Below are 19,837 nucleotides of genomic sequence, written 5' to 3'. Positions count from 1 at the left end.
CTCGGAGCGCGCCGGCGCCCCTCCGTCAGGGTTCCTTGTCGGCGTCGAGCGCCGCCAGGAGCTCCGGATCGGCCTCGCCCCCGAGCAGGTCCAGCACCTCGCGCACCCGCGCGAACTCGCGGCGCAGCGTCCGGTGGTGGTTGCGGTTCTTGAGCAGCGGCTCCTGGCCGAGCAGCGTGAAGGCGTCGTCGCGGTTGCCCGTCCGCTGCACCGCCGCGCCCAGGACCATGCCCCGGAAGGCCTCGGTCACCTCGAGCGGGAGCGGGGCGCCGCCGCCCCGGCGTCGCTCGGCCTCGCTCACGAAGCTGAGCGCCGCCCGCCAGAGCAGCTTGGCCAGCGCGCTCGGCTCGGCGTCGCCGTCGAAGGTGAGCGCGCGCTCGACGTGGCGCCGCTGGATCACGAGATCGCCCCCCATGCCGCTCTGCCCCGCGAGCTGGAGCGCGTAAGCGCGCCGGACGATGTTGTCGAGCTGCCGCAGGTTGCCCGGCCAGGGCGCGGACACGAGGAGCTTCATGGCGTCGGGCTCGAAGCGCGCCGCGCCCTTGCCGTCGGCCTCCCGATGGCGCCGGTCCAGCATGTAATCGGCCCAGCGCGGGAGCTCGTCGAGGCGCTCGGCGAGCGGGAGCAGCCGCACCGGAAGGACGTTGATCCGGTAGTACAGGTCCTCGCGGAAGCGGCCGGCGCGCACGGCGGCGCGCAGGTCGGCGTTGGTGCCGACGAGGAGGCGCGCGTCGGCGCGGCGCTCCCCCGCCCCGTCATCGCCCAGCATGCGGTAGGCGCGCTCCTCGATGAAGCGCAGGAGGCCCGCCTGGGCCTTGAGCGAGAGCTTGTCGATCTCGTCGAGGAAGAGCGTTCCCTTCGCGGCGCGGGCGACCGCGCCGGGGTTGTCCTTGACCGCGCCGGTGAAGGCGCCGCGCTTCCAGCCGAACAGCTCGGCCATCTGCAGGTCCTCGGGCACGCCGAGGAGGTCCAGCGACTCGAAGGGCTGGCCCCGGCGCTGCGAGTGCTCGTGGCACCAGCGCGCGAGCCTCGATTTCCCGGCGCCGGTCGGGCCGGTGATCAGGATGGTGTCGTCCCTCGGGGCGAAGGCGCGGAGCAGCTCGACGAGGTGCGCTGTGCTCTGACCGACGACCGGCAGGAACTCGTCCGGGCTCGCCGGCTCGTCCGCGCGGAGCGGCAGCGCGCGGGCGGCGATGAACGCCCCGGCGATGCTGGCGAGGATCTCCAGCCCCTCGTAGCACTCCGCCCAGGGGAGCTCCCGTCCGACGGTCCCTCTGCAGCTCGCCTCGAGGGTGATCATGCCGTCGACGCTGCCGCCGGGCGCGCGCAGCGGGACGACATGGACGTGGGTCGCGTCGCGATCGAGCATGCGCTTGCGCGTCGCGTCGCCGGGCACGCCGGCCGCATCCGACGGGTCGCGGAGCTCGATCGCCCCGTCCGGCATCCAGGAGCGGACCGAGGCGCGCTGGACGTCGATCGAGACCGAACAGCGGTGCTTCTCGATCCAGCTCCAGACGCTGCCGGAGGTGAGGTAGCCGGTGCCTTCGATGCGCGCGCCGCTCGCGCGGTCGATGCCGAAGAGGCGCTGGTAGCTGCCCTCGGGGCGGAGGTGGACGACGCCGCGCAGGATCCGGGCGCGGCTGGCGGACGGGCTTTCGGCGAGCGCCTCTTCGACGCAGGCGAACATGGCCTGGAGGACCGCCGTGGCAGCTTCCTCGAAGTACGTGGCCGACACGAGGCGGGGGACGAGCGAGATGAAGATCTCGTCACGGGGTACGGTCACGGTAGCCAGCAGGTAAGCAGGATAACGGGGGCGGGTCCAGGCGGAACGACCGGGCTGGCGTCCCCCGCGGACGCAGCGCGTCCGGGCGGGACGCGAGCCCCCTCCTGACTCGGAATCGGTGGCGGCGCCGGCGTCCGGCCCGAGGGATCACGGGAGCCGCCACGGAGGAGAAGGTCTCGTCGTCGAGCGTTCCCGGCTGCGTTGGGCTCAATGGTTCTCGACCGGCACGCCGGCCTTGAGCGCGGCTGCCTTCAGCGCCAACATTTCCTGCTGGGTGTCGGTGAGCTCCATGGAGTGGAAGCCGGACGACGCCGTCGGGCCGATGTGGATCGGGGCGACGGCGGTCTCCACGACAGGGATGCCGTCGAGCCGGCGCTCGTCGGCGCGGGGCCTGGGCTCCGTGAGCACGGAGAGCAGGCTCGGAGACGCAGAGACCCGGGGGCTCAGCTCGTTCACACGGCCGGGCGCGAACAGCTCGAGCGCGGTGCGCGCGATGCACGTATGATCGAGTGTACCGTGGAAAGGCACGCCGCGCGGAGCCCAGGGCGAGACGACCAGGGCCGGCACGCGAACGCCGAGCGTATCGAACGGCTCCGCCTCGTCGGCCGGCGGCGGACGCACGTGGTCATAGAACCCGCCGTGCTCGTCGTAGGTCACCACCAGCACCGTGTGCGGCCAGGCCGGGCTCGCGATCAGGTGATTGTAGATGCGCGCGACCAGGTTCTGACCGCGCGCCACGTCCGCGGGGGGATGGTCGTCGTTCGCCCAGTTCAGCAGCGCGTCCACGTCGACCAGCGTGAAGTTCGGGTCGATCCACGAGACGCTGGGCAGCGTGCCCTGAAGGCAGGCCCTGTAAAACGAGGATACCTTCGCGATCGACGGCCCGACGTGGCCCTTGTACTTCTCGACGGCGCGCAAGAACGCGACATCGTGCGAGTAGTATCGCCATGAGTCGGCGGGCAACAGGTCGAAGAACGTCGCACGGTCGATCCACTCCCCGTTGCCCGTGAGCCCCGCGCTGGTTCCGCACAGCGCGAAGAACCGGTTCGGCCACGTCGGGCCCGCGAACGAGGCGAACCACCGGTCGCAAACGACGTACTGCCGCGCGAGGCTGTCGTACGTCAGCAAATCGCGCTGGTCGTACCAGCCCATGATCTCGGCGGCGTGGCTGTTCGCGCCGTAGCCTTTGACGAAGCCGTCCATCGCGCCGCCGTTGATCTGCGTCACGACTTCATCCCGGTGATGGTGCGGGCGGATCCGGACTCTCGTGCTCTCGAGATGGTATCCCTTGATCGGCGTGCCGTGCTCGTCCGAGTTCGTCGCGCCGATCACCCCATCGACGTCCATGCCCGCGCCGCGCAGGTAGCCCAGCATGTGATCGAAAGACCGGTTCTCGAGCATCACGATGACCAGATGACGGATGTCTGCCATGTTCCCCTGCTCGCTTTCTCCTGCGGCGCTGAGCTCTGTCGGTCGACACGGCCGCGCAGGGCCAGGTTCACGACGCTTCGATTTGTCTATCAAAAGCTGCCAGTCATCGCCACGCGAAACCGACCGGCGCTCCGCCCCTGCTCGCCCCTGGAAGCGCAGGACAGCCGTCCTCTTCGACGCGCGCGCGCTACATGCGAATCAGCGGTCGCCCTGCAAGCGCCATCAGGAAGAGCCCCAGCGCGACGGCGCCGTAGACGACCCCGGCCGCGATGACCCATCGCGCGGCCCGCTTCGTGCGCGACGCCGACCCCGATTCCCGTGCCGACAGCCAGTACCCGACCAGCGGGATGGCCTGCAGGCCGTGCATCCCGAAGAAGTGCGCTGCGCGCAGGTCGCCGCCTCGCGTGCTCCAGTTGACGATGGGGAGCCCGGGCCCGCCGTCCGCGACGCCGACGCTGTGCGCGCTCTGCGTCGACATGAAGGCGCCTTCCGCGCAAGCCAGCAGGAACACGGCGAGACCCAGCCGGATGCCCCAGAGATAGGGGGCTGGCAGCGGAGGTCGCGTCGTCCAGAACCGGTGCGCGAGGTACGCCGCGAGCGCCGTGTTCGCCAGGATGGCGATGCCCATGAGCGCGAACACCGCTGCGTCGAACGGCGACGAGTCGTTGAAGTGCGACGCCACGCCCCGCGCCGCCTGCATGGAGATCGCGACCATCTCGAAGCTCACCATCGCCACCGTGCCCCAGACGACCGCCCTCCGGCCTCCCGGCGGGAGCGCGACGTCGCCGATGAGCCAGTTGATCGTCAGGAGGTAGACGGCGATCGAGGCGGCGAATTTCGCCGGCTTGATCCACGCGTTCACCCCCAGCACGAGGCGCTCGTCGAGCGAGGCGAGGCCGAGCAGCAAGACGAGCAGCGCGAGGTGGACGGCGGCCGCCGTGAACAGGACCGGGCTTCGCCTGAGGAGCTCCTCGATCGAGCGAGGGAGCTGGAACGATGTGCTCATCGAACGCGCGTTCATCTCAGGCCTCCTTCACGCGGCGGCTCGCGGAGATCTCGCCGTGGGCGTGCGCCAGTCGAGCGGACACGGCGCGGACAGCGAGGTAGAGCGAGAACCCCATCGGGCCGAGCATGAGCGTCAGGTAGAGCACCGGGGCCATGAGCCAGGGCGAGATGTCGCGATCCCGGCTGTCGAGGTACACCCACCGGCCCACGAAGAGATCGAACGCGAGGAAATGGACCCAGCCGATCGTGGCGCCGGCCGGCGAGCCGAGCAGCGAGGCGACCGCCTCGAGGCTCGGTCGGTTGACGATCGGCAGCACCTCGCGGAGGGCCGGCAAGACGAGCGCCGTGTAGAGCAGCGCGGGCGCGAGGATCACGAGCGGCGACTCCATGATCCGCCGCGTCCAGCGAGCGCGGGGCAGGAAGATCATGAGGCCCCAGAACGGCAGCACGAGGAAGCTACTCAGAGCAAAGACGCGATCCATCCCATCCTCCATCGACGTGAAATAACGGTGAAACCAATAGTAACAGTGTTAACTTTGCGAGAAAAAAAAGAGCGCGATCAGGGGCGCAGGCCTCGAACCATCATCTTCATGGCGATCCCCAGGGTCCGGTCGACGTTCTCGGCCGTGAAGCGGCCCTGGTCGGCCAGGCCGAGGGCGGCGATCCCGTGGACCAGGGCCCAGATCACCTGGCTGTGGAGTTCCACGTCGCCGCGCTGCATCGCGCCGGCGTCCATCGCGGACGCGACCGCTTCTTGCAGCACATTGAACGAACCGATCATCGGCTGCTGCTGTTCCTTCCGCTGGTCGAAGACGAAGTCGAACCGCTGCATGAACATCAGCCGGTAGTGCACCGGGTTCTCCATGCCGAACCGGACGTACGCGGCGCCGAGCGCCTCGAGCCGCTCGATCGGGTCCGCGGTGCTCTCGGCGGCCGCGACGAGCGCCCGCTGGAACTCGGTGAAGCCCTCGAGGACGATGGCGAACAGGAGATCGTCCTTGTCCTCGTAATAGCGGTAGATCGTCGTCGCCGAGTAGCCGATGCGCTCGGCCACCTGGCGCATCGAGAACGCCTCGTATCCCTGCTCCAGAAACAGCTCGCCCGCCGCCGCCAGGATCGCGCCCCGCAGGTTCTCTTTCTGCTGCTCGCGGCGCTGCAAGCTCGACGCCTGCAGGCGCTCCGCCTGGGTCGCGCCGCCGATCTTCGTGGTCTTCACGCGCTTGCTCGCCATGTCCTTGTCGTCTGGCCGCTGGGCGACGCAGGCGCTCCCATCGTCCCCCACCGCCTCCCGTTCGTAACAGTGTTACTTTTTATAACGTCGAAACTATAGACCGTCAAGACAAGGATGTCGATGAGCCTCCTCGAGACCGGCCTGCCCGGCGGGACCTCTCCGCGCCGCGCTCCGCCGAAGCGCGCGCGGGACCTCCGCGGCCGCACCTCGGGAGAGGCCGGGCGACGCTGACGCGACCGGAGGCTCCGCGATGAACCCTGGCGTTCGCCTCGCGACCGCTCTAGCTTCGCGCGCCGGCGATCCCTGGCGGGAATGGCCGGTGCACGAAACGAGGACAGAACCCCCCATGCGCGTCTACATCATCGGCGCGGGCCCGGGCGACCCCGGGCTCATCACGGTCCGAGGCGCCGAGCTCGTCGCCCGCTGCCCTGTCGTCATGTACACGGGCTCCCTCGTCCCGCGGGAGGTCGTGGCGACCGCGCGGCCAGACGCCCGGGTCATCGACTCGTCCGGCATGACCCTCGACCAGATCGTGGAGGTCTTCGTCGAGGCAAGGGACGCAGGGCACGACGTGGCGCGCGTCCACACGGGCGATCCGGTCCTGTTCGGGTCGACCGCCGAGCAGATGCGCCGGATGGATGAGCTCGGGATCCCCTACGAGATCATCCCCGGCGTCTCGTCGTTCACCGCGGCGGCGGCGGCGCTCGGGCGCGAGCTCACGCTGCCCGAGCTGTCGCAGACCGTGATCCTGACGCGCGCCGAGGGGCGCACGCCGGTGCCGCCGGCCGAGCGCCTCGAGGAGCTCGCGCGCCACCAGGCGACGCTGTGCCTGTTCCTGAGCATCACCCTGCTCAAGGACGTGACCGAGGCGCTCATCCCTTCCTACGGCGCCGATTGCCCGGTCGCGGTGGTGCACAAGGCGAGCTGCCCGGATCAGAAGATCGTGACCGGCACGCTCGCCGACATCCGCGAGAAGGTGCGCGCCGAGGGGATCAAGAGCCAGTCGATGATCCTCGTCGGCCGCGTGCTCACGTCCACGGACTTCGCCGACTCGCGGCTCTATGATCCGGAGTTCAGCCACCGGTTCCGCAAGGCCGAGAAGAAGCCCCGCGATCCGCGCCCGGCCGAGGAAGGCTCGTGAGCGCCGACCAGGGCGCGGGCGGCGCGGGCGGCGCGGGCGGCGCGGGCGGCGCGGCGGAAACCACGGGCGCGGGCGCGGGCGCGGCGACGGCAGGTAGAAAAGGCCTCGTCGTCGTCTATACAGGCCACGGCAAGGGCAAGACGACGGCCGCGCTCGGGATGGTGTTCCGGGCGCTCGGCCGGGGCATGCGCGTCGCGGTGGTGCAGTTCATCAAGGGCAAGTGGAAGACCGGAGAGCGCCTGTTCGCCGAGACGCTCCCCGGCCTCACCTTCCTCGTGATGGGGCGCGGCTTCACCTGGGAGAGCGACGACCTCTCGCGCGACAAGGCAGCCGCGCGCGCCGCCTTCCAGGAGGCCGCCGCGCTCATCGCGGGCGGCGAGCAGGACATCGTGGTGCTCGACGAGATCACGTATGCGCTCCACTACGGCTTCGTCGCCGAGGAGGAGCTGCTCGCGGCGCTGCGCGCGCGGCCCGCGCACGTTCACGTGGTGATCACCGGCAGGAACGCCCCCGACGCGCTCATCGCGCTCGCCGACCTCGTGACGGAGATGAAGTCGGTGAAGCACCCGTTCGAGCAGGGCATGAAGGCCCAGATCGGGGTCGATTTCTGATGTCCCGGGCCATCCCCCGGCTCGTGGTGGCGGGCACCGCGAGCGGCGTCGGCAAGACGACCACCACGGTGGCGATCGCGCGCGCGCTCCGCGCCCGCGGCCTGAAGGTCGCGCTGTTCAAGTGCGGCCCCGACTACCTGGATCCGACCTACCACGCGCGCGCCGTCGCCGGGACGTCGCACAACCTCGACGGCTGGATGATGGGCCGGGAGGCGGTCCTGTCGACGTTCGCGGCGGAGGCCGCGGGCGCCGACGTCGCGCTGATCGAGGGGGTGATGGGGCTCTTCGACGGCGCGAGCCCCACGGGAGAAGAGGGCTCGACGGCCGAGATCGCGAAGTGGCTCGAGGCGCCTGTCGCGCTCGTGGTCGACGCGTCCGGCATGGCCCGCAGCGTCGCGGCGCTGGTGCAGGGGTTCGCGGGGTTCGACCCGGCGCTGCGCGTCGCCGCGGTGGTGTGCAACCAGGTCGGCAGCCGGGGGCACCTCGACATCCTTCGACAGGCACAAGCGCAGCGCTCACCGCCCGTGCTCGGCGGCCTGCCGCGGGACGAGGCGCAGAGCTTCCCCGAGCGCCACCTCGGCCTGCGGACGGCCGACGAGGCCGCGCTGCCCGAGGCGCGCTTCGACCACTGGGGCGCGCAGGCCGAGGCGTGGATCGGGCTCGACGCGCTGCTCGCGATCGCGCGCGGGGCGCCGGATTTGCCGGAGGTCGCGGCGGCGCCCGCGGCGGTGGCGGCGGTGGCGGCGGCGCCCGCGGCGGTAGCGACGGTGGCGGCGGCGGCCGCGGCGGTAGCGACAGCGGCGGCCGCGGCGACGACGACAGCGGCGGCCGCGGCGACGACGACAGCGGCGGCCGGCGAGACCCCCGCCGGAGCGCGGCAGCCCCGGGCGCGCCTCGGCGTGGCGTTCGACGAGGCCTTCCACTTCTACTACGCGGACAACCTGCGCCGCCTCGAGGCCGCGGGGGCCGAGCTCGTGCGGTTCTCGCCGATCCGCGACGCGCGCCTGCCCGACGTCGATGGGCTCTACCTCGGCGGCGGCTACCCCGAGGCGCACGCGGAGCGCCTGGCCGAGAACGCCGCGCTGCGCGCCGAGATCCGCGCGTTCGCCGAGCGCGGGGGGCCGATCTACGCCGAGTGCGGCGGGCTCATGTACCTGACCGAGGCGATCCGCACGCTCGACGGGCGCGCGCACCCCATGGTCGGCCTCGTGCCGGCGGAGGCGGTGATGTGCGAGAAGCTGCAGGCGCTCGGCTACGTGGAGGTCGAGACGCAGGCGCGCACGATCCTGGGCGGCGCCGGGCTCCGCTTCCGCGGGCACCAGTTCCGCTACTCCGAGCTCCGCCCCGCGCGGCCCCCGGAGGCGCCCGCGCCCCCCGAGCCGGCGCCCTTGCCGATCGAGCACGCCTACTCCGTGCGGCGGCGGCGCGGCGGCCAGGTCGCGCGCGAGGGGTACCGGGCGCGGAGCGTCCTCGCCTCGTACGTACACGCGCACTGGGCCTCGAACCCGCTCGTCCCCGAGGGGCTCGTGGCGAGCGCCGCCGCGCACCGCAAGGAGCAGGGGCGATGAGCGGCGAGCCCGCGGCGCCGCGCCGGGTCGCCCTCGTCGGCGGCGGCGTGCGCTCCGGCAAGAGCGCCTTCGCGCTCTCGCTCGGCCGCTCCCTCGGCGCGCGCCGCGCCTTCATCGCGACCGCCGAGCCGTTCGACGACGAGATGCGGGCGCGCATCGCCGCCCACATCCGCGAGCGCGGCGACGAGTTCGCCACCGTCGAGGAGCCGGTCGCGCTCCCGGAGCGCATCGCCTCGCTCTCCGGCGTCGACGTCGTCGTCGTCGACTGCCTCACCCTCTGGCTGTCGAACCTGCTGCTCCGCGACCAGACCGAGGGCCAGATCCTCGAGCGCATCGAGGCGCTCGCGGCCGCCGTCGAGTCGGCGCGGCCCCACGTCGTCCTCGTCTCGAACGAGGTGGGCATGGGCGTGGTCCCCGAGAGCCCGCTCGGCCGGAGGTTCCGCGACATGGCCGGGCGCGCGCACCAGCGGCTCAACCGCTCGGCCGGCGAGCTCTACGTCGCCGTGATGGGCGCGATCCTGCGCCTGCGCCCCGGCCCGGTCGCCGTCATGGACGAAGGCGCGCGATGACCGCCGCCGCCGCCCTGCTCGTGGCCGTGGCGCTCGACCTCGCCTGCGGCGAGCCCCCCGCGCGCGTCCACCCGGTCGTCTGGATGGGCGCCGCGATCAACGCCATGAAGCGCCGCGCGCCCGCCGGCGGCCGCGCGGCCGAGCTCCTCTGGGGCGCGCTCATGGCCCTCGCCGTGCCGTCCCTCTTCGCCGCCCTCGGCGCCGGGCTCGCGGCGCTGATCGACCCGCACCCCGTGTTCAGGTTCACTTTGTTAGGACTGTTCCTCAAGCCCACCTTCGCCCTCGGCGCGCTGCGCGACGCGGCGCTCGGCGTGCGCGACGCCCTCGCGACCGGCGACGTCCCCGCGGCGCGCGGCGCCCTGCGGAGCCTCTGCAGCCGCGACCCGTCGGAGCTCGACGAGCCCGCGCTCGTCGCCGCGTCGATCGAGTCGGTCGCCGAGAACGCTTCCGACAGCTTCGTCGCGCCGCTCTTCTACTTCGCGCTCTTCGGGCTGCCGGGCGCGCTCTTCTACCGCGCGGTGAACACGCTCGACGCCATGGTCGGCTACCACGGCCGCTACGAGTACCTCGGCAAGGCGTCGGCGCGGCTCGACGACGCGCTGAACTTCGTGCCGGCGCGGCTCACCGCGCTCTTCCTGCTCGCCGCCGGGTGGCTCCGCGGCGCCGACGCCCGCCGCGGCCTCGCCGTGCTCCTCCGCGACGGCGGCCGCACCGAGAGCCCGAACGCCGGCCGGCCGATGGCGGCGATGGCCGGGCTGCTCCAGGTCGAGCTCGAGAAGCGCGGCCACTACCGCCTCGGCGACCCGGCGGCGCCGCTCCGGCGGGAGCTCATCGACGAGGCCTGCCGCATCGTGGTGCTCGCGGCGCTGCTCTTCACCGCCGCCCTGGGCGCCGCGCTCGCGGCCGTTTCCCTCGGAGAGGATCCCTGGCGATGAGCGCGCTCACGGTGATGGTGCAGGGCACCGCTTCCTCGGTCGGCAAGAGCCTCCTGTGCACGGCGCTCTGCCGGATGTTCCAGCGGCGGGGCCTGCGGGTCGCGCCGTTCAAGTCGCAGAACATGGCGCTGAACTCGTTCGCGACCCTGGACGGCGGCGAGATCGGCCGGGCGCAGGCGGTGCAGGCCGAGGCGGCGCGCGTCGCGCCCACGGTCGACATGAACCCGATCCTGCTCAAGCCGGAGGGGGACTCGCGCTCGCAGGTGGTCGTCCTCGGCAAGCCGATCGGGAGCCTCCACGCGCGCGACTACTTCGCCTACCGGGGAGAGCTGAAGGACATCATCGCCCGCTCGCTCGGGCGGCTGCGCGAGGCGCACGACGTCGTGGTGATCGAGGGGGCGGGCAGCCCGGCGGAGATCAACCTGAAGGACCGCGACATCGTGAACATGCACGTGGCGCGCGTGGCCGACGCGCCGGTGCTCCTCGCCGGCGACATCGACCGCGGCGGGGTGTTCGCGGCGCTGGTCGGGACGATGGCGCTGCTCGAGCCCGACGAGCGCGCGCGCGTGGCGGCGTTCGTGATCAACAAGTTCCGCGGCGACCTCAAGCTGCTCGAGCCGGGGCTCGAGATGCTCACCGCGCGCACGGGGGTGCCGGTGCTCGGCGTGGTGCCGTACGTGAAGCAGCTGCGCATCGCGGACGAGGACTCGGTGGCGCTGGAGGGCCGGCGCCGGCGGGGGCCGGCAGGCCCGGGGCAGCTCGACATCGCGGTGGTCCGGCTGCCGCGGATCTCGAACTACGACGACGTGGAGCCGCTGGAGCACGAGCGGGGCGTGGTGGTGCGGTTCATCGAGCGGCCGGACGAGATCGACGGCGCGGACCTCGTGGTGCTCCCCGGGACGAAGAGCACGATGGCCGATCTCGCGTGGCTGCGCGCGAGCGGCCTGGCGGAGGCGGTGGCGGCGCGCGCCCGGCAGGGCGGGTGGACGCTCGGGATCTGCGGCGGCTGCCAGATGCTCGGCGGGGCGATCGAGGACCCGGAGGGCGTCGAGTCGGCCGAGCCGTCGGCGCGGGGGCTCGGGCTGCTCGAGGTGTGGACGCGGTTCGAGCGGACCAAGACGACGGCGCAGGTCCGGGCGCGGCTCGCGGGCGACTCGTTCCTCGGCGCGGCGGGCGCCCCGCGCGCTGGAGAGGGGGAGCTGACCGGCTACGAGATCCACATGGGCCAGGTGGAGCGGCTCGGCGGCGCGCGCGCGGCGTTCGCGATCGGGTCGAGGGGCGGCCGGGCCGAGGCGGCGCTCGACGGGGCCGTGTCGGCGGACGGCGCGGTGGTGGGCACGATGATCCACGGGATCTTCGAGAACGACGGGCTCAGGCGCTCGCTGCTCGCGGCGCTCCGCGCGCGGAGGGGGCTCCCCGCGATCGTCGGTCACGAGCCGGCGATCCCGAGCCGGCACGACGAGTACGACCGGCTCGCCACGGCGGTCGAGGCGAGCCTCGATCGCGCGCTGCTCGACCGCATCGTGGGCCTGGACGCGCGGGCCCGGAAGGCCGCCGACGCGCCGTGAGCGGCGGGGGCCGGGGCGAGCCGCCGACGCGCAGCGCGCGCCGGGGGCGCCCTCCTCTCCTCGCCGCCTCGCGGGAGCGGCTCATCGAGAGCGCGCCCCCGCGCGGCGCGGCGCTCTTCTACCAGCGCGCGCTGTAGCAGGCGCCGCTGCCGGAAGCGGCGTCGCTGGCCTGGTCGCCGCCGACGCCCGTGGCGCTGCTGTCCTCACCGGCCGCGGCGACGACGATGGTCGTGCCCGAGAGGGCCAGCCGCGCCCCGAAGGCGTCAGAAGCCCCGGTGTTCGACGCCTTGACGTACGAGGCCTGCTTCCAGGCGCCGCCGGAGCGCTCGAACAGGTACGCCGCCCCGCTGCCGGAAGCGGTGTTGTCGGACTCGACGCCGCCCCAGCCCACGGCGCCGCTGTCCTCGCCGGACGCGCCCACCGCGAGGAAGTCCCCGTCGATCGAGACCGAGGCGCCGAAGGCGTCGCTGCCCTCCGCGTTGGAGGCCTTGAGGTAGGCCTGCTGCGTCCACGCGGCCCCGCCGCGCGTGAACACGTAGACGGCGCCGCTGCCGGCAGCGCCGTTGTCCGCCTGCGCGCCGTTCACCCCCGTCGCGCTGCTCGCCTCGCCGGTCGCGCCCACCGCGAGCGTGCTCCCGGAGAGCGCCACGCTGGTGCCGAAGGCGTCGCTCGCGCCCGTGTTCGACGCCTTGAGGTACGCCTGCTGGGTCCAGGTCGACCCGCTGCGGGTGAACACGTAGACGGCGCCGCTCCCGGCAGCGCTGTTGTCCGCCTGCGCGCCGTTCACCCCCGTGGCGCTGCTCGCCTCGCTGGTCGCGCCCACGGCGACCGTGTTCCCCGAGATCGCGACGCTCGAGCCGAACATGTCGCCCGCGCCGGTGTTCGACGCCTTGAGGTACGCCTGCTGGGCCCAGGTCGTCCCGGTGCGCAAGAAGACATAGGCGGCGCCCGCCTGCGAGGCCCCGTTGTTGGTCTGCGTGCCGTTCACGGTGGTGGAGGCGCTGTCCTCGGTGGGCGCGCCCACGACGAGCGTGTCCCCGTCGAGCCCCACCGCGTGGCCGAAGAGGTCCTGCGCCTCGGCGTTGGACGCCTTGAGGTAGGCCTGCTGGGACCATGTCGCGCCGCTGCGCACGAAGACGTAGACAGCGCCGGAGTTCGGCGCGGTGTTGCTCGCCTGGTTGCCGTTCACGCCGGTGGCGCCGCTGTCCTCTCCGCGCGCGGAGACCGCCAGGGTGTCCCCCGAGAGCGCGAGGCTGTAGCCGAAGTCGTCGTTCGCATCGGAGGTGGACGGCTTCAGGTACGCCTGCTGGGCCCAGGCGCCGCCCTCCCGCGCGAACACGTACACCGCGCCGGAGTTCTTCGTGTTGTCGCTCTGGTTCCCGTCGACCCCGGTGGCCGCGCTGTCCTCGCCGAGCGCGGAGACGGCGAGCGTGTCGCCGTCGAGCGCGACAGCGTAGCCGAACTGGTCGCCCGCCTCCGTGTTGGAGGCCTTGAGGTACACCGAGGTGAGCGCGCCGCGGAGGACCACCACGCCATAGGTCGTCGCGTCCCCGCTCGGCGCCGTGACCTCGATGGAGATCGCCGTGGCGCCGCCCTCGGCGAGCGTGATCGGCGACGAGGCGCTCCCGGAGGCGACGGGGCGCCCGTTGACCTCGATCGCGGCGCCCGGGGCCGACGCCGTCGGCGTGACCCTGATCGACGCGATGTGCTCCGCGACGGACAGCACATACAGCGCCGAGGCAGGGTCGAAGTCCGGGCTCAGGGTCCCGTTCGAGACCGAGAGGCCGGAGAGGCGCGAGTCCGTGCTCGCGCAGGCGCCCGCGACGCACGCCTCGGCCGCGCTGCAGGTCGCGCCTGCGCTCGCCCCCGTGCAGTCGCCGCTCGCGCCGCAGTAGGTCGCGTCGGTCGAGGGGTCGACGCAGGCGCCGCCGCAGGCGACGAGTGGCAGCGCGCAGGAGGCCTCGCACGCCCCCTCGCTGCAGATCTCGCCCGCGCCGCAGGCGGATCCCGCGCTGTCTCCGGTGCAGTCGCCGCTCGCGCCGCAATGGTCGCGATCGGTGCCCGGGTCGATGCACGTGCCGTCGCACGCGACGAGCCCGCTCTGGCACGACAGCTCGCACGCGCCGGAACCGTTGCAGATCTCGCCGGCCGAGCACGCGACACCCGCGCTGTCTCCGGCGCAGTCGCCGCTCGCGCCGCAATGGTCGCGGTCGGTGTCCGGGTCGATGCACGTGCCGTCGCACGCGACGAGCCCGCTCTGGCACGACAGCTCGCACGCGCCGGAACCGTTGCAGATCTCGCCGGCCGAGCACGCGACACCCGCGCTGTCTCCGGTGCAGTCGCCGCTCGCGCCGCAATGGTCGCGGTCGGTCCCCGGGTCGATGCACGTGCCGTCGCACGCGACGAGCCCGCTCTGGCACGACAGCTCGCACGCGCCGGAACCGTTGCAGACCTCGCCGGCCGCGCACGCGATACCCGCGTTGTCTCCGGTGCAGTCCCCGGTCGCGCCGCAATGGTTGCGGTCGGTGCCCGGGTCGATGCACGCGCCGTCGCACGCGACGAGCCCGCTCTGGCACGAGAGCTCGCACGCGCCGGACCCGTTGCAGACCTCGCCGGCCGCGCACGCGACGCCAGCGCTCTCGCCGCTGCAGTCCCCGGTCGCGCCGCAATGGTCGCGATCGGTGTCCGGGTCAACGCACGTGCCGTCGCACGCGACGAGGCCGCTCTGACACGAGAGCTCGCACTCCCCGGCGCCGTTGCAGACCTCTCCGGCCGCGCACGCGACGCCAGCGCTCTCGCCGCTGCAGTCGCCGCTCGCGCCGCAGTGGTCGCGATCGGTGTCCGGGTCGACGCAAGTACCGTCGCACGCAATCAGGCCGCTCTGACACGAGAGCTCGCACGCCCCGGCGCCGTTGCAGACCTCTCCTGCCGCGCACGCGGCGCCCGCGCTCGCTCCGGTGCAGTCGCCCTTCGCGCCGCAATGGTCGCGATCGGTGTCCGGGTCGACGCACGTGCCGTCGCACGCGACGAGCCCGCTCTGACACGACAGCTCGCACTCCCCGGCGCCGTTGCAGATCTCTCCTGCCGCGCACGCGACGCCAGCGCTCGCTCCGGTGCAGTCGCCGGTCGCGCCGCAGTGGTCGCGATCGGTGTCCGGGTCGACGCACGTGCCGTCGCACGCGACGAGCCCGCTCTGACACGACAGCTCGCACTCCCCGGAGCCGTTGCAGACCTCTCCGGCCGCGCACACGGCGCCCGCGCTGTCACCGCTGCAATCGCCCTTCGCGCCGCAGTGCTCGCGATCGGTGTCCGGGTCGACGCACGTGTCGTCGCACGCCAGGAGCCCCGCCGTACACGTCGCGGCGCACTGGCCCGCTCCATTGCAGAGCTCACCGGCCGCACAGGCGATGTCACAGGACCCGCAGTGCGCTGCGTCGGTGGCGAGATCCACGCACACATCGCCGCACAGAGACTGCCCTGCCTCACACTCGGGTACCCCGCCGCTCGTCGTCCCGGGGGAGTCGCTCGAACAAGCAGCGATGACGAAGGTTAAACCGAGCAGGAAGACGAAACGAAGGTGGGGCATGGTCAACCTCGATGTAGGGCGATGGCGCCGTCGCTGGATCCACGGCCGGGCCACGGTGAGAACGGGCGATTTCGCTGGACGACGACGGGTGACTGCACGTGGTACCTGGCCGGTGCGATCCGGCTCGCGATCACACCTCGCGAGAGGTGCGGCTGCGTCGCGCAGCGCGCGGCGCGCTCGAAGGGAGATCGATCGCCGAGGGTAGACGATCCGCGCGCCGCAGAGCCAACTGGAAAGACATGAGGCCGCCTGGAAAGCCTACCCGGCCTGACCCGGCGGCCGCCGTCGCGCGGAGCTCGGGTTCCGCGCCAGCGGGTTCGTGCTCGAGGAGCCCGACGACCTGGATTGCGCCGATGCGCGATCCCGATCGCGCGGTGAGCCAGCGCAGGGCTGGTGCGTTCGCTGGAGGTGATCGATGATCAAGGTGGAGTCTCCGATCCTGACGCCCGCCTCCTCGATGTAGGGCACCTTGCCCTTGGGCGCCGCCGCAAGATCGAGCGGCGCCGTCTCGTAAGGGATGCCGGCGATGCGGAGCCACGTCTCGAGCTTCATTCAGGGCGGGCTAACGTTCGGTAACCCCCAGGCGCGCGGCGGTTGAACCAGTCGAATCATGGGTCCTCCCGGACGCGTCACGCGTGGGCATGGCCGCGCGGGCGTGGCCCGCGCCGCCTGGGGCCGCGCCGCCTGGGGCCGCTCGTGGCGCCGAGCTGCCCACCGGCGACCCGGGTGAAAGAGGATGTCACGAGCGCCCGCGTCTGCGGGTCGCTCTTGCGGAGCGGCTCGACCATGCCGCGCGCGCGAGCCTCCGGCGCCACGAGCGCACTCCGGACAGCGTGCCCGAGCACGGCGAGCACCACCGAGGGCGCAAAGCAGGTGGCTAGCCCTCGGATAAGGTGCAGGACGAGCAGCCACCTCCCGTAGACGGCCGTGTCGTACGCCGACAGCTCCGCGAGCTTCCGGTTGTACCACCTCATCGCGCCGAACCAGAACGGCCGCTCGCCAGTCGCCTCCGGGAACGACAGATCTTCTGTCGTGGCCAGCCGCCACGGCAGATCCGTCAACGAGGCGAGCTCGCGCTGGAACCGCTCGGCGAGGCCGCGCACGTCGCGCCCCGCCTGCTCGCGGAGGCAGCGATCCAGCGCGCTCGCGCCGAGGCACGCCACGCTCATTCCCTGCCCGAAGATGGGGTCGAACGCGCAGGCGGCGTCGCCGAGGACCGCGAGGCCCTCCAGGTGGCGCGGCATGCGCTCGAAATGGCGTCTGCGGTCCGCAGGGAACCTGTAAACCGCCGGGGCTGTCAACGGCTCGGCGTCCTTGATGAGCTCGTGGAGCTCGGGCCGCGCGATGGTTCGCGAGAACTCGACGAACCCCGCGTCGTCGAGCGGCGGATGCTCGCCGAAATAGCCGCTGAGGGAAACGTACCACCGGTCCCCTTCGACGCTGAACAGGAAGCCTCCTCGCTTCTGCCCCGGCGGGCGCGGGTAGATGACGAGGAACAGCGGACTGTGCCGGTAGCGCTCGGGCGGTCTGTAGATCCTGGACACGTAGGCGATGTCGATCTGGACCTTGCTCTCTGGCGGTCGCGCGTAGCCGGCGGCCTCCAACCACTGCGGCGCCTGCGAGCCGCGCCCGCTGGCGTCCGCGACGAGCTCCGCGGTGAGCTCGTCGGGCCCGCTCCCTGGGCGCTCGATGTACACACCGGTGACCCAGGCGCGGTCCGCGCTCACGCGCAGGCCGGACACGGTCGTCTCGTCCAGGATCTCGACGTTCGGGAGCGAGCGCACGCGCTGTCGAACGTGGTGCTCGAGGAACACGCGGCTGCACTGGAGCAGCCGGATGCCGCTCGCGAACTGCGCCTTCCAGACGCCGCAATGGTACCAGGCGATCTGCTCGCTGAAGTCTCGCAGGAGGGCGCCGCCGGACGCCATCTCCTCCACGATGCCCGGGAACAGGTCGCTGAGGACGCTGAGGCCGGCGCCGAGCAGGACGTGGACGTGGCGCCCCTGCGGCACGCACCTCCGGACGTCCGGGGAGCTGGGGAGGCGGTCGCGGTCGACGACGGTGACCCGCGCGAAGTGCTCTGCCAGGACGCGGGCGCTGACGAGCCCGGCCATGCTCGCCCCGATCACGACGGCATGCCCGCCCCTGAAGCCGCCCGTCCCGCGCGCGTCGGGCCGGCTGCCCCCGCTCGATGAGCTGCTCATGACTGGCTTCCGCTCCATCCATCCCCTCCTCATCGACGGCTCCGCACAGCCGCTTCGCCGCCGCCCGGTGCGAGCTCGCCAGATTGGCACGCTCCCGTCCGAGACAGGATGATCATGGGACAGGCCGCGCGTGGTGCCAGCACCCAGCACGCTGATCCCGCGCAGCCTCGCGGGCCTGATCCGCGGACAGCATGGAATAAAATCGGTGCACGCCCGATGCCGGCGCGCCGTGGACGACACACCCTGTCGGCATGATCCGACTCGGCTATGTCTGTCAGTCGCTCGGAATGCCGGAGCCCTCGTTGAAGACCGCCCAGCTCGGTCGCTACCTGAGGGGCGTGGTCGAGCTGACGCCGATCTACAGGTACAACGCCGAGTATCTCCGGCGATCCCTCGTGCACTCGACCGGTCTCGGCCTGACGGCGCACCGCGTCTCCAGCGACCTCTTCCCGCTCCTCGACATAGCGCCCGGCGCGCGGATGCTGGTGCCGGACCTGCGATCCGTCCGCCGCGCTGCGGCGCGGGGCGACGTGCACCTGTCGAATCATCCGAGCCAGTTCGTCGTGCTCTCCTCGCCGCGCGAGGAGGTGCTGCTGAACTCGCTCGCCGTCATGAACGACCAGGGCTGGGTCATGGATCTGCTCGGCGCGCAGGGCTCGATCACCCTGCACGGCGGCGGTGTCCATGGCGACCGCGAGAGCACCGCGGCGCGGCTCCGGCGCGGCATAGCGCAGCTCGCGCTGCCAGCGCTGCAGCGGCTCGCGCTGGAGAACGACGAGCGCTGCTGGACGGTGCCGGAGCTGCTCGAGGCCACCGGGGGCGAGGTGCCCATCGTCTTCGACTGCCTGCACTGGGCGGCGAACCCGCGGCGCGCGCCCTACGAGGTGGAGCTCGACATGGCGCTCCGCAGCTGGCCGGCGGATCGGCTGCCCGAGCTGCATTACAGCGAGCAGTGGGCGGGCAAGCCGGCCGGGGCGCACGCCGAGCACATCACCGGCCGCGGGCTGCTCCGCTTCTGCGAGGAGGTCGAGGAGGCGTCCGGCGGGCGCGAGGTCGCGGTGCTCGTGGAGGCGAAGCAGAAGGACCTCGCCATCGCCCGCGCGCTCGGCGAGCTGCCCCGCCGGCAGCGAGCGCGGATCGAGGCGCTCGTCCCGGGCCTCGCGGCGGTGTCGCTCGAGAGGCGCGCGAGCAGCGCGCCGCGCGCCGGCGTGGACGGCGCGCCCGCGTGAGGGCGCGCCCGCGTGAGGGCGCGCCCGCGTGAGGGCGCGCCCGCGTGGACGGCGCGCCGGGGCGGGTCACGGGGTCACCGCGGTCGGCGCTCGCGGGAGGGCGGGCCTGCGTCGGTCGGGCGCGCGAGCCAGAGCGCGAACGCGGCGAGCCCGGAGCAGAACACGAGGATCGACGCGATCGACACGGCCACGAACACCGGATCTTCGTGGAGCCAGGGCGCGGAGCCGGCCTTCCACTCGCTGTAGGTGCCGAGCCGGAAGGTGCGGTCCGCATTCCCGAGGAACCAGATCGCGCAGGTACCCAGGATACCCAGGTACACGCTCCGGTTGGCGCGCGTGGCGCCCCGCTTGACGAGCGCGGCGCCGAGCAGGAAACCCAGGTTGCCCGACGCGAAGAAGACCACGAGGAAGATCGGCAGAAAGAACGGATAGGCGGCGATCGAGTCCGCGTGCCACACCATGTGCGCCGTCTCCCAGCCGAAGTAGTTGATGAGAAGGTAGGCAGGGATCCAGGTGAAAAAGAAGATAGTGAAGAGGTTCGTGGCCAGGAGCCCGCGGCGGCGGTCCTCCGCGCGCCCGCGGCGGAGCTCCTGGCGAGCCGCGTCCGCCATCATGCAACCGACCGCAAAAGCCACAGGAACATCGACCTGCACCATGACGCCCCCCCCCGGACAGGCCGGCTGCGATCGCTGGCGCCGTCCAGGATGGAGCCTAGTGCCGCGCCTCGGCGCCGCCATGGGGTGATGGCCGGACCCGAGCAGCAGCGGAGAGGCGGAGCGAGGTCCACGATCGCTCTCTCGCTCTCTCCCCGTGCGCCCGTCCTTCCTTGTCTGCGCGCATTCCCGCGCGCCGCGGTGGTTCGACCTGGGGGGCGCGCGCCCCGGTTCACTGCATAGCAGGGCCCCTCGCCCGCCGGGAAGCGGAGCAGGAAACCGGATCGCGCGCGCACGGCGGCGGGAGCGGCGAAGCGGCCCCG

General features: G+C 72.5%; 16 protein-coding genes. 7 read left to right on the top strand and 9 right to left on the bottom strand.

Annotation, left to right across the window (positions count from 1 at the left end; all coding sequences use genetic code 11):
• Positions 1-25: 25 nt before the first annotated feature.
• The 5 genes from WME85_RS02175 to WME85_RS02155 form a co-directional block, all read right to left on the bottom strand.
• On the bottom strand, positions 26-1,783 hold the full coding sequence (locus tag WME85_RS02175; RefSeq protein WP_437834874.1) for a sigma 54-interacting transcriptional regulator: 1,758 nt from the start codon (positions 1,781-1,783) through the stop codon (positions 26-28).
• A 207-nt stretch (positions 1,784-1,990) separates the two neighbouring features.
• Positions 1,991-3,214 carry an alkaline phosphatase family protein gene (locus tag WME85_RS02170; RefSeq protein WP_437834870.1) on the bottom strand — a complete coding sequence of 408 codons (1,224 nt, stop codon included), beginning with the start codon at positions 3,212-3,214 and terminating at the stop codon, positions 1,991-1,993.
• A 187-nt stretch (positions 3,215-3,401) separates the two neighbouring features.
• Positions 3,402-4,235: a hypothetical protein gene (locus tag WME85_RS02165; protein WP_437834868.1), complete on the bottom strand. Its 834-nt coding sequence runs from the start codon at positions 4,233-4,235 to the stop codon at positions 3,402-3,404.
• A 1-nt stretch (position 4,236) separates the two neighbouring features.
• Entirely contained in the window at positions 4,237-4,701 is a 465-nt protein-coding gene (locus WME85_RS02160) for an ABA4-like family protein (protein ID WP_437834866.1), read from the bottom strand.
• Positions 4,702-4,778: 77 nt separating this feature from the next.
• Positions 4,779-5,501 carry a TetR/AcrR family transcriptional regulator gene (locus tag WME85_RS02155; RefSeq protein WP_437834864.1) on the bottom strand — a complete coding sequence of 241 codons (723 nt, stop codon included), beginning with the start codon at positions 5,499-5,501 and terminating at the stop codon, positions 4,779-4,781.
• A 295-nt stretch (positions 5,502-5,796) separates the two neighbouring features.
• Here WME85_RS02155 and cobM point away from each other — a divergent pair, with 295 nt between their 5' ends.
• Genes cobM through WME85_RS02125 form a run of 6 tightly spaced genes read left to right on the top strand, consistent with a single transcriptional unit; the run spans position 5,797 to position 11,842 of the window.
• Complete coding sequence (cobM, locus tag WME85_RS02150) at positions 5,797-6,591, top strand: precorrin-4 C(11)-methyltransferase (protein WP_437756435.1); 795 nt, start codon at positions 5,797-5,799, stop codon at positions 6,589-6,591.
• Positions 6,588-7,202 (top strand): cob(I)yrinic acid a,c-diamide adenosyltransferase, encoded by a 615-nt coding sequence (cobO, locus tag WME85_RS02145; RefSeq protein ID WP_437834862.1) that lies wholly within the window; start codon positions 6,588-6,590, stop codon positions 7,200-7,202. The genes cobM and cobO overlap by 4 nt, the downstream gene beginning before the upstream one ends.
• Complete coding sequence (locus WME85_RS02140) at positions 7,202-8,770, top strand: cobyrinate a,c-diamide synthase (RefSeq protein ID WP_437834860.1); 1,569 nt, start codon at positions 7,202-7,204, stop codon at positions 8,768-8,770. Before cobO ends, WME85_RS02140 begins: the two co-directional genes overlap by 1 nt.
• On the top strand, positions 8,767-9,339 hold the full coding sequence (gene cobU / locus WME85_RS02135; protein WP_437834858.1) for a bifunctional adenosylcobinamide kinase/adenosylcobinamide-phosphate guanylyltransferase: 573 nt from the start codon (positions 8,767-8,769) through the stop codon (positions 9,337-9,339). The genes WME85_RS02140 and cobU overlap by 4 nt, the downstream gene beginning before the upstream one ends.
• The gene (gene cbiB / locus WME85_RS02130) at positions 9,336-10,274 is read left to right on the top strand and encodes an adenosylcobinamide-phosphate synthase CbiB (protein ID WP_437834856.1); all 939 of its coding nucleotides are present in this window, start codon (positions 9,336-9,338) and stop codon (positions 10,272-10,274) included. The genes cobU and cbiB overlap by 4 nt, the downstream gene beginning before the upstream one ends.
• Positions 10,271-11,842, top strand: a complete 1,572-nt coding sequence (locus WME85_RS02125) for a cobyric acid synthase (RefSeq protein ID WP_437834854.1) — start codon at positions 10,271-10,273, stop codon at positions 11,840-11,842. Before cbiB ends, WME85_RS02125 begins: the two co-directional genes overlap by 4 nt.
• 118 nt (positions 11,843-11,960) lie before the next feature.
• On the opposite strand, the gene WME85_RS02120 is transcribed toward WME85_RS02125, so the two are convergent.
• The 3 genes from WME85_RS02120 to WME85_RS02110 all read right to left on the bottom strand — a co-directional run bounded on the left by WME85_RS02120 (position 11,961) and on the right by WME85_RS02110 (position 17,650).
• Entirely contained in the window at positions 11,961-15,293 is a 3,333-nt protein-coding gene (locus WME85_RS02120) for a cadherin-like beta sandwich domain-containing protein (RefSeq protein ID WP_437834852.1), read from the bottom strand.
• 393 nt (positions 15,294-15,686) lie between these two features.
• Complete coding sequence (locus tag WME85_RS02115) at positions 15,687-15,980, bottom strand: glutathione S-transferase N-terminal domain-containing protein (RefSeq protein ID WP_437834850.1); 294 nt, start codon at positions 15,978-15,980, stop codon at positions 15,687-15,689.
• A 77-nt stretch (positions 15,981-16,057) separates the two neighbouring features.
• Positions 16,058-17,650: an FAD-dependent oxidoreductase gene (locus tag WME85_RS02110; protein ID WP_437834848.1), complete on the bottom strand. Its 1,593-nt coding sequence runs from the start codon at positions 17,648-17,650 to the stop codon at positions 16,058-16,060.
• A 233-nt stretch (positions 17,651-17,883) separates the two neighbouring features.
• Between WME85_RS02110 and WME85_RS02105 the strand changes: the two genes are divergently transcribed.
• Complete coding sequence (locus WME85_RS02105; RefSeq protein WP_437834847.1) at positions 17,884-18,861, top strand: hypothetical protein; 978 nt, start codon at positions 17,884-17,886, stop codon at positions 18,859-18,861.
• 74 nt (positions 18,862-18,935) lie between these two features.
• Here the strand turns inward: WME85_RS02105 and WME85_RS02100 are convergent, their stop codons facing one another.
• On the bottom strand, positions 18,936-19,496 hold the full coding sequence (locus tag WME85_RS02100; protein WP_437834845.1) for a hypothetical protein: 561 nt from the start codon (positions 19,494-19,496) through the stop codon (positions 18,936-18,938).
• Between the last annotated feature and the right edge of the window lie 341 nt (positions 19,497-19,837).

The sequence above is a fragment of the Sorangium sp. So ce1153 genome, assembly GCF_051521595.1.
Classification (GTDB): Bacteria; Myxococcota_A; Polyangia; order Polyangiales; family Polyangiaceae; genus Sorangium.
The sequence above is the reverse complement of the archived record's forward strand: the minus strand, read 5'-3'. Positions and strand labels throughout refer to the sequence as shown.

Excerpts from the sequence above, each read along its gene's own strand:
- WME85_RS02170 (WP_437834870.1), bottom strand. The coding sequence starts at position 3,214 with ATGGCAGACATCCGTCATCTGGTCATCGTGATGCTCGAGAACCGGTCT.
- WME85_RS02165 (WP_437834868.1), bottom strand. The coding sequence starts at position 4,235 with ATGAACGCGCGTTCGATGAGCACATCGTTCCAGCTCCCTCGCTCGATC.
- WME85_RS02160 (WP_437834866.1), bottom strand. The coding sequence starts at position 4,701 with ATGGATCGCGTCTTTGCTCTGAGTAGCTTCCTCGTGCTGCCGTTCTGG.
- cobM (WP_437756435.1), top strand. The coding sequence starts at position 5,797 with ATGCGCGTCTACATCATCGGCGCGGGCCCGGGCGACCCCGGGCTCATC.
- WME85_RS02140 (WP_437834860.1), top strand. The coding sequence starts at position 7,202 with ATGTCCCGGGCCATCCCCCGGCTCGTGGTGGCGGGCACCGCGAGCGGC.
- cobU (WP_437834858.1), top strand. The coding sequence starts at position 8,767 with ATGAGCGGCGAGCCCGCGGCGCCGCGCCGGGTCGCCCTCGTCGGCGGC.
- cbiB (WP_437834856.1), top strand. The coding sequence starts at position 9,336 with ATGACCGCCGCCGCCGCCCTGCTCGTGGCCGTGGCGCTCGACCTCGCC.
- WME85_RS02125 (WP_437834854.1), top strand. The coding sequence starts at position 10,271 with ATGAGCGCGCTCACGGTGATGGTGCAGGGCACCGCTTCCTCGGTCGGC.
- WME85_RS02115 (WP_437834850.1), bottom strand. The coding sequence starts at position 15,980 with ATGAAGCTCGAGACGTGGCTCCGCATCGCCGGCATCCCTTACGAGACG.
- WME85_RS02110 (WP_437834848.1), bottom strand. The coding sequence starts at position 17,650 with ATGGAGCGGAAGCCAGTCATGAGCAGCTCATCGAGCGGGGGCAGCCGG.
- WME85_RS02105 (WP_437834847.1), top strand. The coding sequence starts at position 17,884 with ATGATCCGACTCGGCTATGTCTGTCAGTCGCTCGGAATGCCGGAGCCC.